4 protein-coding genes and 1 riboswitch are annotated in these 12,349 nt (G+C 75.7%); all 4 genes read left to right on the plus strand.

The features are described from left to right. Nucleotides 1-154 precede the first annotated feature (154 nt). The 4 genes from AB1578_16745 to AB1578_16760 all read left to right on the plus strand — a co-directional run bounded on the left by AB1578_16745 (nucleotide 155) and on the right by AB1578_16760 (nucleotide 12,302). The gene (locus AB1578_16745; GenBank protein MEW6489551.1) at nucleotides 155-8,758 is read left to right on the plus strand and encodes a CHAT domain-containing protein; all 8,604 of its coding nucleotides are present in this window, start codon (nucleotides 155-157) and stop codon (nucleotides 8,756-8,758) included. An 84-nt stretch (nucleotides 8,759-8,842) separates the two neighbouring features. Further along, nucleotides 8,843-9,052: a DUF2892 domain-containing protein gene (locus AB1578_16750; GenBank protein ID MEW6489552.1), complete on the plus strand. Its 210-nt coding sequence runs from the start codon at nucleotides 8,843-8,845 to the stop codon at nucleotides 9,050-9,052. Between the two features lie 170 nt (nucleotides 9,053-9,222). Then, nucleotides 9,223-9,374, plus strand: a riboswitch (cobalamin riboswitch). A gap of 158 nt (nucleotides 9,375-9,532) precedes the next feature. Next, complete coding sequence (locus AB1578_16755; GenBank protein MEW6489553.1) at nucleotides 9,533-11,371, plus strand: TonB-dependent receptor; 1,839 nt, start codon at nucleotides 9,533-9,535, stop codon at nucleotides 11,369-11,371. A 37-nt stretch (nucleotides 11,372-11,408) separates the two neighbouring features. Then, nucleotides 11,409-12,302 carry a cobalamin-binding protein gene (locus AB1578_16760; GenBank protein MEW6489554.1) on the plus strand — a complete coding sequence of 298 codons (894 nt, stop codon included), beginning with the start codon at nucleotides 11,409-11,411 and terminating at the stop codon, nucleotides 12,300-12,302. The last annotated feature ends 47 nt before the right edge of the window (nucleotides 12,303-12,349 follow it).

The raw sequence follows: 12,349 nt of genomic DNA on the forward strand, positions 1-12,349 counted from the left end.
GGGGGGGGGGGGGCCCCGCCCCGCGCCGCCGCCCCCGCCCCCCCCCCCCTTTTCCTTCGGCATCTGCGCCGGCCTGGCGCTCCTGATCCTGGCGGCCCACACCGCCCCGGCCCAGGTCCCCACCGAGACCCGCCACGGCCGGGCGCCCCTGCCCGTGCCCGTCCACGAGCCGGTGCAGGTCACGGCCGAGGCCGAGCCCCTCTCCGCCCTGGCCGTCTCCCCCGACGGCCGCTGGCTCGCCTACGCCGCCGGGCCCGAGGGGAGCCTGGACCTGTGGCTTCGCTCGGCCGACCCCAACCGGGTGGTCCTCCCCCGCCGCCTCACCTCGGCCCCCGGGGACGAGACCGCCCCCGCCTTCTCCCCCGACGGCCGCTGGCTCGCCTACGTGGGGACGAGCCACGACGCCCGGGGCGACCTCTTTCTCCTGGGCCTGGACGGGGAGGGGGCGGTCGCGGGCGAGCCCCGCCGCCTCACCGGGCGCGAGGCGGGCGACGGGAGCCCGGCTTTCTCCCCCGACGGCGCCTCCCTCTACTATCACCGGACCCTTCCGGGGGAGGCCCACCCGCGCCTCGCGGTGGTGCCCCTGGCTCCCCCCCGGCGCGGGGGAGGCCCCGAGGCCGGGCCGCCCCGGGACCTGGAGTACGGACACCGGGGCGGACCCGTGTTCGGAGAGTCCCCCGCGGTCTCCCCGGAGGGAGGGAGTCTGGCCTTCGTGGGCCGGGGCCGGGACCCGGGGGGAGATCTCTTCCTCCTGGACCTGGAGAGGGGAAGGGCGGTTCCCCTCACCCAGGGCCCGGCCCTGGACGCGGCCCCCGTCTGGACCCCCGAGGGCAGCCTCCTCTTCGTCCGGCGGGAGCTCGACACCGACCGGGACGGCTGGGTCACCGCCCGCGACCACGGGGTGCTGTTTCGCCTCAGGCCGGGGTCCGGCCTGGCAGACCCGTCCGACGGGTCCGGTGAGTCGGACCGGTCGGCCCCCTCGGATGGAAGCCCGGCCCTCCCCCGGGCCCATCCCCAAACCCCCGCCTCCTACGGGGCCGACCGACCGGCCCTGCCCGCCGCCGCCGCGGGCCGACTCTACTTCCTCTCGGGGCGCACCGGGGGGGCCAACGCCTGGTCCCTGCCCCCCGAGGGGGCCATCCCCCACCGGCAAGACGCCGCCGCCCAGCTCGCCCTGGCCCAGGAAGTGGAGCGGGAGGTCTTTCCCCCCGACCCCCTCCTGACGGCCGCCGCCTACGAGAAGGTGCGCGAGCGCTACCCGGGGGCGCGGCTCCATGCCGCCCGGGCCGCCCTGGGGGCGGGGCTCGCCTACCTGGCGGCCGGGTTCCCCGACGCGGCCGAAGCCGCCTTCGCCCGGGGAGCCGCCGACACCCCCGAGGTGGAGCCCGAGGCGTCTCTCGCCAGGCTCCGCGGCACCGCCCTGGCGACCCGGCGAAACGCCCGGGAGGCCCAGGAGGCCGGGGACCCGGCGGGGGCCCGCAGCGCTCTCGAAGCCGGGCTCGCGGCGCTGGAGGCGATTGCCGCGGCAGCAAGGGAGGGGGAAGGGGCGGGCCCAGTGGGGGCCCGGGCCGGGGTGGAGCGCGCCCGGCTCCTCCTCGACCTGGGGCGGGACCCCGGGGCCCTCCTCTCGGCCCTGGCCATCCTGGACCGGGTGGTCCGGGACCACCCCGAAGAGCGGTCGGCGGCCGCCGAGGCCCTCTTCCTCCGGGGGGAGGCCTTCGGCCGGGTGGGCCGCCCCGAGGCCCTGGAGGGGGCGTACCGAGCGGTACTGGAGCGCTATCCCGAGGTGGACGCGTGGGGGGACCGGGCGGTGGAGCGCCTGCTGGACCTGGCCTCCGCCGGCGTCCCGGAGACTCCCGGCGCCCAGGCCGCCGCCCAGGTGGACGCCCGGGTGGCGGCCCTGCGCCAGACGGCCGGGGAGGCCCGGGAGCCCCACCCGCGCCTGGCCATGGGGGCGCTCAACCGGGCGGGCGATCTGCTCTACGCCCGCGACGAGTGGGCCCGGGCCAAGGCCGCCTACCGGCAGGTGCTCGACGAGTTCCCGGCGGTGGCCACCCAGACCGCCGCCGCCCGCCTGGCCCTGGCCGAGATCCTCTACCGGGAGGAGCGCTTCCGCCAGGCCCTGGATCTCTATGAGGCGGAGCTTCGTCTGAGGCCCCGGGAAGACCGCATCTACCGCCTCGCGCGACAGGGCTACGTGCGCCGCACCTCCGAGGCCGGCGCCTTCCTCCTGCGCACCGGCGAGGCCGCATCGGCCCGCAGCCTCTTCCGGGACCTCCTGCGCTACGACGACGCCATCCTGGAGGCCCACCGCGGGTACATCCAGGCCTCCGCCGCCCTGGGGAACCTGGAGGGGGTGCTCGCCGGGTACCGGTCCCGTGCCGAGGCCGACCCGGGGGACGCGGTGGCCCTCTACGCCCTGGGGCTCGCCCTCACCTACCGGGAGACCCGCCCGGCCCTGGAGGAAGCCCGGGAGTGGATCACCCAAGCCATCGCCCGCCGGGGGCAGGTGGAGTACTTCCACCAGACCCTGGGGTACGTCTCCGAGGTCCTGGAGACGGTGCACGGGGTGCGCGGGGGGCTGGAAGAAGCCCTGGAAGCCTACCGGCGGGCGGCCTTCCTCAACGACCGCCGCGCCGATCCCGCCAACGCCGCCCACCTCCTGCTCAACCAGGGCAACGCCGCCTTCCTGCTCGGCCAGTACCCCGCCGCCGACCGGCATTACGCCGAGCGCCTGGCCTCCGGGGTCCCCTTCGACGCCCCCGACCAGGAGATCCTCTTCTTCCGCCGCTTCGGGGCCGCCGCCTTCCAGGTGCGCGAGCCCGCCCGGGCGGCGGAGCTCTACGCCAGGGCCCTGGAGCTCCTGGCGGACCGGGCCGACCCCCTGGCGGCTTCCCGGGCCTACGACGCCCTGCTGCGCACGGTGCTGGATCGCCACCTGCCCCTCCCCGCCCCGGGGGCTCCCCCCCCCGACGCGGCGGCCCGGCGGCTGGCCGAGCGCCAGTCCGAGCTGCGGGAGCGCCTCTACCGCCTGACCCGGGAGAGCGAGCGCCAGGGCGACGAGGTCCCCTCCCCCGCGTGGGAGGCCTACCGGGCCGGGATCGAAGGGCTCTTGGAAGAGCAGGAAGCCCTGCACCGGGAGCTGGCCTCCCGAGCGGCCCGGGAATCTCGTCGGGGCGCCGGGGAGGCCGAGGAGCTGCGGGAATCCCTGGCGTACCGGGTCGCCCGCGTACGCGACGCCCTGGGGGCGCCGGTGCGCTTTGCCGAGCTGCGCGCCGAGCTCCTGGACCGGCTGGCCCTGGCCCACCAGGAAGCCGGCCAGTGGGCGAGCGCCGCCGGGGCCTTCGAGGAGGCGTTTCGCGCCAACCAGCGCCTGGGCCGGCGGGAGAACCTGGGCCAAAACCGCCGCTCTGCCGCCTACTGCCTCTATCAGCTCGCGGGGGAGCGGGCCGGGGCCGAGCGCCGGGAGCTCCTGGGGCGCGCCGCCGAGGGGTTTCGGGAAGCGGTGGCCCTGGTGCGGCGCCACGGGGCGCCCGACCGGCGGCGCAGCGCCGAGACCGCAGGCGCGGAGGACGGCGCGCTGCTCCACCTGCGGGCCGAGGTACCCCTGGACGCCGCCGGGGCCACCCAGGCGGCCTTCGGGTTCACCGCGGCCCAGGAGGAGCGCCTGGCCGAGACCTTCCTCTCCCGGATCGCCCTGGAGCGCGGCGAGCTCGACGACGCCGAGGAGGGCCTCCGGGGGCTCCTGGCCCGGTACCCCGAGGGGAAGCCGGTGGCCGAGGGCGACCGGTTCGGGGCCTCCCTCCTGGCCCACCGGGCGGGCCTGCTCGCCTACGCCCGGGGCGAGCTCGCCGAGGCCTTCGCCCGGTTCGGCCGCTCCGCCGCCCTGGGCCGGGGGCCCGACGGAACCGGCGGCGCGGGAAGCGCCGCGTGGAACGCCGCCGCCATGGCCCGGGCCCTGGAGCGGTTCCCCCCGGAGCACCCGGCCCGCCCGGCCCTCCTGCGGGAGCTGGAGGCCGAGGAGCGCCGGGCCGCCGAGGCCCTGCGCCGCGACCCCGTGGCTTCCCGCCAGCCCCTGGCGGTCTCCTTCCACGCCGCCCTCGCCCTCTTCTGGCTCGGGGAAGGCACGGCGCCCCCGAGCCTCCCGGAGCCCGGTCCGGAAGGCGAGCCGGGAGCTTCCCGGCCGCCTCCCCCCCGGGGGGCCGAGGGTCCCGAGGCGGCCGCGGCCCGGGGACGGGCGCTGGCCCGGGCGGCGGCCCACTTCCACGCCGGCCTGCGGGCCGCGGGAGACGGGGCGGCGCTCCTGGAGGGGGGCAGCCGGGAGGCCCGGGCCCGGGCCTCCCGGCTCCACCTGGGCCTGGCCCGGACCCTGGAGGCCCTGGGCGACTCCGGCGAGGCCCACGACGCCCGGGCCCTGGAGCTCGCCCGGCGGGGGCTCCTGCCCGACCTGGAGTGGCGGGCCCTGGCAGCCCTCGGGCGCCTGGAGGAAGCCCTCGAGGTCCTGGAGGCCGTTACGCCCCTGCGGGCCTACGCGGCCCCGGGGGAGATCCCGGCGACCTTCGCGCCCCTGGTGGAGGCCCTCTGGGAGGCCGGGGACCCGGAGGCGGCCTTCGACCTCGCCGAGCGCCTGGCCGAGCTCGAGCGCGTGCACCGCCTGGCCCCCGCCACCGCGGGCGCCCTGACCGACGCCGACCGGGAGCTCGCACGGGCCGTCCTGCCCCGGCTCCTGCGCCTGCGCGAACTGCGCCGCGCCGCCTCGACCGCTGGGGGTGCCGGGGGAGAGGAGCAGGCCTACCGGGCCGAGAACCTGGAGAGGGAAGAGCGCCTCCTCCAGGCCCAGCTCGGCCCCGACCGGGCGCGCCTGCCGGCCCTGGCCGCCGCCAAGGGCCGGGAGGACCTCCAGGAAGCGGTGCTCCTCCTCCTGGGCCTCGCGGCCGGCGCGGAGGAAACGGCCGAGGCGGCTTCCCGGGCCCGGAGCCCCGAGGAGGCGGCGCGCCGCCGGGGAGAGCACCGGGAGCTCCTGACCCGGTTCCGGGAACTCCGGGCCGAGGCGGTGGCCCGCCGGGGGGATGGGGAGGCCCCCGGGGGCCTGGCCCTCCTGGGACCCGAACCGGCCACTGCGGCCGAGCTGGTGGAAACCCTGCCCGAGGGCACGGTCCTCCTGCGGGCCGTGGCCCGCCCCGGCGCCGGCTACCTCCTCTTTCGCCTGGGGACCGACGCCTTCGAGGCCGAGGAGGTGGCCGCCCTCCCCGCCGGGGCCCCGCTGGAGGAGGGGGCGGTGGTCTGCCTCGAGGTTCCCGAGGCGGCGCTGGCCTGGTCCCGTACCCGGGAGGGAACCGGAGCCGCCCTGAGCGCCACCCACTGGCTGCGCTCCTTCCAGGCCCGAAAGCCCCTGCGCCGTTCCCTCCTGGTGGCGGGGGAACCGGCCTTTCCGGTCCCGGCCGGGTACGCGGCGGTAGCCGTGCCGCAAGAACCCCCATCGCCGTCGGGCGCCGAGGGGGAAGAGGTGCTGGAAGCCGTCTCCGCCGCCCACACCCTGGTGTTCGCCGGCCCGGTGCGCCGCCGCTCCTCGGTGCCCACCCGGGCCGGGGAGAGCGCCCGGGAGGTGCCGGCCGCGGAGCTCCCCCGGGGCCGGGCCGTGCCCCTGCCGGAGACCCTGGGCCGCCTGGGGCGGACCTCGCTCGCCGTGCTCGGCCAGACCGAGGCGGAAGCCGTGTACGCGGCCGCCCACCTCCTGAGCCTCGCGGGCTGCCCCACGGTGGTCGTCCCAGCCCTGCCCCACAGCGCCGGGCCGGACCGGCTCCCCTCCTTCCTCGCCGCGTACGCCCGGGCCCCCGCCACGGTGGCCGCTGGGAACGCCTGGGGGGTGCTCGGCTTCCCGGGCCTGGGGCCCGAGGAGGCCCGGGAGCTCGCCCGGTCCCGGTTCTTCCAGTACGCCCAGCACGCCCAGGCGGCCTTTCACTCGGGCCGGGCCGCCGAGGCGCTGCGGGCCGCCGAGGACGCCCTCTGGGTGGCCGAGGAGACCGAAGACCTGGCGGGCTACCGGGGCGAGCTCCACCGCTTCGCCCGGGAGGCTGCCTGGGCGGCGGGGCGACTGGAGGACGCGGAGCGCCACGCCCTGGCCCTGGCGGAGGCGGTGGCCACCGAGGCTCCCTACTCCGCCGCCCACGCCGACGCCCTGCTGCGGCTGGGCCTCGTCCAGGCCCGCCGGGAGCGCTACGGCCAGGCCGTGCCCGCCCTGGAGGAGGCGGCGGAGATGCTCGCCAACCTGGAGCTCGGCCCGCCGGAGATCCAGGCCCTGGCGAGCCTCGGGGCGGTGCTGGAGAACGCCGCCGAGTACGACCGGGCCCTGGACGCCTTCGGGGCCGCTGCCGAGCGGAGCCGCGAGCTGGGGCAGGGCGAGCTCCTGGCCGCCCAGCACGCCAGCCTGGGCCGGCTCTACGACCTGCGCCTCAACCGGTGGGCCCGGGCCAAGCAGAGCTACGAGAAGGCCCTGGAGCTCTATGACGCCGCGGGCGAGCTCCACGGGGTCGTCCAGTCCCTGGTGGACGTGGGCCGGTGCGAGCGGTTCCTGGGGAACTTCCCCGCCGCCGAGGAGCGCTACGCCCTCGCCCTGGAGCTCCTGGAGGACGAGCCCGACCCGGTGCTCCGGGCCAAGGTGCGCATCGAGCAGGCCAACAACGCCTGGTTCCAGGCCCGGTACCAGGACGCCTTCGACCTCCAGCGCGAGGCCTACGCCCTGAGCCGGGAGAGCGGCTGGACCCTGGGGGAGGTGGTGAGTCTCAACACCTCGGGCCTCACCTGGTGGACCCTGGGGGACCACGACCGCGCCCTGCGGGAGCTCCACCGGGCGCTGGAGCGGGCCCGCTCCCTGGTGGCCCGGGAGGACGAGGTGGCCACCTCGCTCAACAACATCGGCCTCGTGTACCGGGAGATGGGCCGCTTCGCCCAGGCCCGGGAGGCCCTGGAGCAGGCCCTCGCCATCGACCGGCGCCTGGGTTCCCGCTGGGCGGTGGCCTACGACCTGCGAAACCTCGGGCTCACCCACCTGCGCCAGGGAGACGCCGCGGCAGCCCTGCCGCTCCTGCGGGAGGCCGCGGCCGAGGCGCAGGCCATCGGCGACCGGGTCAACGAAGCCAAGGCCTGGCTCGCGGTGGGGGAGGCCCTGGCCGCCGGGAACGCGACCGGGGAGGCGCGGGACGCCTTCGGGCGCGCCCTGGAGGCGGCCCGGGCCATGGTCCTGCGGGAGGTGGAGTGGCGGGCGCTGCACGGCCTGGGGCTCCTGGAGCGCTCGGGCGGCCGGCTGGAGGAGGCCCGAGGGGTCCTGGCCAAGGCGGTGGAGGTGGTGGAGGAGGTGCGCGCCGAGATCCGCCTGGAGCAGCTCCGTGACGGCTTCCTCACCGACAAGGTGGCGGTCTACGAGGCCCTGGTCGGGGTGCTCGTGGCCCTGGGGCAGCCCGCCGGGGCCTTCGAGGTGGCCGAGCGGTCCCGCTCGCGCAACTTCATCGACCTCCTGGGCAACCAGCGCCTCACCCTGCGGGGGGCCGTGGAGCAGGAGCTCTACGACCGCCAGGGCGTGCTCAAGGCCCGGCTCCACGAGCAGCTCGCCCTGGCCGCCCAGGCCCCCGAGGGCCCCGAGCGGGCGGCCTACGAGGCGGCGGCGCAGCGCCTGCGCGACGAGCACCGGGACCTGCTCCTGGAGATCCAGGCGCGCCACCCGGAGCTCGCCTCCCTGGTCTCCGTCCAGCCCCTGGGCGAAGGCGACGTCCGCGCCCTCCTGGAGCCCGGGGTCGCGCTGCTGGCCTACTACCTCCTGGAGGACGAGGTCCTGTGCTGGGTCCTGCGGCCCGAGGGCCTCGTCCTGGTGCGCACCCCGGGCCGGCGGGAGACCCTGGAGGAGGACGTGTTCGCCTTCCGGCGGCTCCTCCAGAACCTGGAGCCCCTGGACGCCCCCTCCCGGGCCCTCCACGCCCTCCTGGTGGAGCCCCTGGGACCTCACCTGGCTGGCGTAACCACCCTGGGGATCATCCCCCACGGGGCCCTCCACTACCTGGCCTTCGCCACCCTGGCCGGCCCCGAAGACCACGTGGCGGACCGCTGGCCCCTCTTCTACCTGCCCAGCGCCAGCGTGCTGCGCTACACCCTGGAGCGGCGCGACCCCGGCGCCAACCGGCGGGTGCTCGCCATCGGCAACCCGGATCTCGGCACCCCCGCCCTGGAGCTCCCCTTCGCCGAGCAGGAGGTGGGCACCATCCGCTGGAACTTCCCGGAGGTGACCGTGCTCACCGGCGAGCGGGCCACCGAGACCTGGGTGACCCGGCACCTGCGGGACTTCGGCATCCTCCACGTGGCCTCCCACGGGGAATTCGACCCGATCAACCCCCTCTTCTCGGCCCTCAAGCTCGTCCCCGACCCGGACAACGACGGAGACCTCCAGGCCGCGGAGGTCTTCGCCCTGGAGCTCCGGGCGGATCTCGTGGTGCTGAGCGCCTGCCAGACGGGACTGGGCGAGGTGACCCGGGGCGACGACGTCATCGGCCTCAACCGGGCCTTTTTCTACGCCGGCACCCACACCATCGTCTCGAGCCTGTGGCGGGTGAGCGACGTCTCCACCGCGGTCCTGATGAAGCACTTCTACCGGCGGTACGCCGAGGACAACAAGGCCGAGAGCCTGCGGTCGGCACTCCTGCACGTGCGGGCCCGCTACCCCCACCCGGGCTACTGGGGCGCCTTTACCCTCACGGGCGACTGGGAGTAGGAGCCTCCCGTATTGCCGAGCGCCGATCCGTGGTTATCGTGAGGGCGTATCGGGAAGGCGCAACGGGGGGAAGGAGGTGGCGCCATGATCCACAACGTGTGTTCGACGACCGATCGCGTGGTGCGGGTGGTGGTGGGGCTCGCGCTCCTGTCTCTGTGGTTCGTGCTGCCCGGAGCGGCGGCGTACCTGTCCCTGGTCGGGCTCGTGCCCATCGCCACGGCCGCCATCGGGTACTGCCCCATCAGCCAGTTCCTCGGGCTGAGCACCTGCACGATGAAGGAGATCCACACCTGAAGGTCGTGGAGGGGGACCTCCGCCGGGAGGGCCCCCTACGGACGGGGCGGTGGGCCGATGTGGCAGGGACGGGGAAGGGGGGGATGGGGCTCCGGGAAGGCGGGGGGGTGGCGTGACAAGGGGCCGGTTCGCGGCGTAGACAGGTACCCACAATCGACGAACGACGCCCGCCGGTGCCCGTGAGGGCTGAAAAGGGAAGTGGGGTGCGAAGCCCCCGCGGACCCGCCGCTGTAAGCGAGGACGAAGGGCCACGGAGCCACTGGTCGCGGTCGGACCGGGAAGGCGGCCCCGAGGATGAATCGCGAGCCAGAAGACCTGCCGGAGCGGGCGGCCCACACCAAGTCTCCTCGCGACCCGGGAGAGTGGGAAGGCCGGCGCTTCGAATACGGGAAGCCCGCACAGCGAACCTGTGCGGGCTTCTTGCGTCTGCGGCCCCGCGCCCCCTCACGCCGCCCGCGCAGGAGACCACGAGGAGGACCCATGCGAAGAATCCTTGTCCCTGCACTCCTGGGTATCGCCCTCTGCAGCGCGGTATCCGCCCCTGCCCAGAACGCGACCTTGGAACCAGTGGTGGTGACCGCCACCCGGACGCCCCGCCAGGTGCCCCAGGTCGGGCCCTCGGTCACGGTGATCCCGGCCGAGGAGATCCTCGCCTCCGGAGCGCGGCGGCTGCAGGAGGTGCTCCGCGACGCCGTGGGGGTGACCGTGGTGGAGAACGGCGCCCCGGGATCCCTCGCCACGGCGAGCATCCGGGGCTCGGAGGCGCAGCAGGTCCTCGTGCTGCTCGACGGGATTCGGCTCAACTCCTCCCAGTTGGGACAGTTCGACCTGGCGAACCTTCCGGTGCCCCTCGAACAGATCGAGCGCATCGAGGTGCTGCGAGGTCCGGCCTCCGCTCTGTACGGGTCCAACGCGCTCGCCGGCGTGATCCACATCGTCACGCGCCGCCCCGAGGCCGAGCCGCGCACGACCTTCTCCTGGAGCGAGGCCCGACACGACACCCGCGAGCTCAGCTTCTCGGCCTCCCGGCGCGTGGGTCCCCTGGGGTACCGGTTCGGGGCGTCGCGGGACCGCTCCCAAGGGTATCGGGACAACTCCGGCCTGGACCGGACGACCCTCGACGGCCTCCTGGCCTGGTACCTGCCCGGAGACTTCGTGCTCGAGGCGCACGGGTATCACCTGCAGAAGGAGATCGGCGTGCCGGGCATGAAGGGCTTCTTCGAGACCCCCGACGCCCGCCAGCGGGACGAGAACACCTCCGCCTCGCTCTCCCTCCGAGGCCCGCTCGGGCCCGTCGCCTTCACCGGACGGGGGGGATATGATCGCTTCGACAACCGATTCCGGGACCCCGGAGGCTTCTTCCCGGCGGACGACCGGCATCTCGCCGAGACGGTGGGGGGGGAAGTGCAGATCGACACGCCCATCCGGGGCCAGGGGCTGACCCTGGGAAGCGAGCTCTACCGCGACTTCCTGGACTCCACCTCCAATGGAAATCGCGACCAGTTCCGCTGGGGGGCGTTTGGTCAGCAGGAGCTCTCGCTCGCTTCCTGGGCCTCCGTTCTCCTCGGGGTCCGCTACGACGGCCACTCCGACTTTCGAAACGAGTGGAGCCCGCGCACGAGCCTGCTCCTCTCCCCCTGGGCTTCCGGCCAGGTGCGCGCGTCGGCCGGCCGGGCCTACCGGGCGCCGACGTTCAACGACCGGTTCTGGCCCTTCGACGGCTTCACCCGAGGGAACCCGGATCTGGACCCCGAGCGGGCATGGGAGTACGAAGTGGGGGTCTCCCAGGGTCTCGGCAACGTGGGGAGCGCGTCCCTGGCAGGATTTCGGCGGGACGCCAAGGACCTGATCGACTGGCAGCCCGAAGACCCCGCCGACCCCTTCTCGGTGTGGAGCCCGAGGAACGTGGGCACCTCGCGCACCTGGGGCGCGGAGGCGTTTGCCGCCCTGACCCTCCACGAGGGGCTGGGGCTGGGCGCCAACTACACCTACCTCCACGCCGTCGACCGGGACACGGGGGACTTCCTCCCGGGCAAGCCGCGCCACCAGGCGAGCGCCCACGTGGACGTGGAGCCGATCCGGGACCTGCGCCTTCGGCTCGCCGGCCGGTACGCCCGCTACCCCTCGGCGCCGAATCGTCCGGACCCCGCTTACACGGTGTTCGACGCCCGGGTCTCCCGGCCGGTCATCGTGGGGGATGCCGTCGCCGTCGACGTCACGGTGGGGGTGGACAACCTCTTCGACAGGGGTTACGAGGTCAATCCCGGCTTCCCCATGCCCCCGCGCACGTGGCGGGCCGGTCTCGCGGCCACCTTCTAATGGGCGTGGGCGCCCGGGAGCCGCGTTCGTGATCCGCATGCTCACCCCTGCGGTCCGCTTCGTCGCCGTGTGGGGAGCCCTGGTCGTGCTCGGCCCGGGGCTCCCCCGCGCCGAGGCCGCCTCCTGGGTGGATGCCGTGGGGCGAAGGGTGGACGTGCCGAACGCCCCGGCACGGATCGTGTCCCTGGTGCCGAGCGTGACGGAGACGTTGTTCGCGCTGGGGCTCGGGGAGCGCGTGGTGGGCGTCACGGAGTTCTGCACCTATCCGCCGGAGGCGGCCTCCCGGCCGCGGGTCGGGAGCTACGCCGCCCCGAGCCTCGAGGCCGTGGCCGCTCTCGTTCCGGACCTGGTCTTCGCCTCCGCCGACATGACCCGACCCACCGCGGTGTCCCGCCTGGAGAGCTTGGGGATCCCGGTCTACGTCGTCTACCCCCGGAGCGTGGCCGACACGGCCCGGATGCTGCGGGCCATCGGCGCGGTGACGGGTGCGCCCGAGGCCGGAGAACGCCTGGCCGCCGAGCTGGAGGCCGCCGTGATGCGGGTCGAGGCCGCGGTCTCGGGACGGGCGCGGCCCCGGGTCCTCCTGTGCGTGATGGTGCAGCCCTTGGTGGTGACCGGACCGGGAACCCTGGCCGATGACCTCATCACGACGGCCGGAGGGCAGAACTGCGTGCCGCCGGGCCCGGCCGCCTACCCCACCTGGGGCCCGGAGGCGGTGTTGGCCGCCGACCCCGACGTGATCCTCGTGAGCCCCCACCCGGGACAACCGGATCCCGGGGCGGTCTTCCGCCGATGGCCCGAGCTGCGGGCCGTGGCCCAGGGGCGCGTCCGGGCCGTGGAGACGGACTGGGTGCACCGCCCTGGGCCGAGGCTGGCGCGGGGGCTGGAGGCCGTGGCCCGGGCGCTCCACCGCCCGGAGGTCCTTCCGTGAGGGCCGCCTTTCGCCGCTGCCCCCTGCCCTGGCTGCCATGCCTCGCC

This window comes from Thermodesulfobacteriota bacterium (genome assembly GCA_040756475.1).
Classification (GTDB): domain Bacteria; phylum Desulfobacterota; class Deferrisomatia; order Deferrisomatales; family JACRMM01; genus JBFLZB01.